This window comes from Rhodococcus sp. BS-15 (assembly GCF_000813105.1).
In the GTDB taxonomy this organism is placed as follows: Bacteria; Actinomycetota; Actinomycetes; order Mycobacteriales; family Mycobacteriaceae; genus Rhodococcoides.
In genome coordinates this window covers 1-684 of record NZ_BAOX01000625.1, presented here as the reverse complement: position 1 = coordinate 684, position 684 = coordinate 1, and the positions used below count along the sequence as shown (strand labels likewise).

Below are 684 nucleotides of genomic sequence, written 5' to 3'. Positions count from 1 at the left end.
GTTCGCCCTCGATCTGGCGTCGGGCCTGCTCGAGATCGAAGCCGACCCTGCTGTGGGCGCGCGAACGCTGCACTACACCAATGCGGGGCAGGCCAGCTGGTTCGACCTCGCACGCGCGGTGTTCGCGGGGATCGGTTCCGATCCCGAGCGAGTGCAGCCGTGCTCGAGTGCCGAGTACGTGGTTCCGGCACCTCGCCCCGCGTACTCGGTGCTCTCACCGACCGCGTGGGTCGAGGCCGGTTTGACGCCGGCGCGGCCGTGGTCGGACGCGTTGACAGCAGCCTTGACGCAGTCGACATGAGGGGTCGACGCGAGATCGGGCTAGTCTTGCCCGCGTGAGTTCCGAGCTGGCCGTGGTGACGGTGACCTATTCACCCGGCGAATACCTTGACCAGTTCCTGACGTCTCTACGTGAGGCGACGACGCGTCCCCTTCGGGTGATCATGGCGGACAACGGCTCGGTCGACGGTACGCCCGAGGCAGCCGAGGTCGCGTTCGAGGAGGCGGAGCTGCTGCGAACCGGCGCGAACATCGGCTACGGCGCGGCAGTCAATCGCGCGGTGGCCGAGATCGACCCCGATATCGAGTTCGTCGTCGTGGCCAATCCCGACGTGCGGTGGCATCCCGGATCGCTCGACGGCCTGCTCGACGCCGCGGCGCGGTGGCCACGGGCAGGTGCCCTCG

2 protein-coding genes are annotated in these 684 nt (G+C 68.7%); both read left to right on the top strand.

The window, feature by feature from the left end; all coding sequences use genetic code 11:
* Positions 1-301, top strand: a 301-nt coding sequence (locus RHBS_RS28340; protein ID WP_145977679.1) for a sugar nucleotide-binding protein, incomplete at its 5' end; no start/stop codon positions are given.
* Between the two features lie 34 nt (positions 302-335).
* Positions 336-684 (top strand): glycosyltransferase (locus RHBS_RS28335; protein WP_128646954.1); only part of this gene is annotated, 349 nt, incomplete at its 3' end.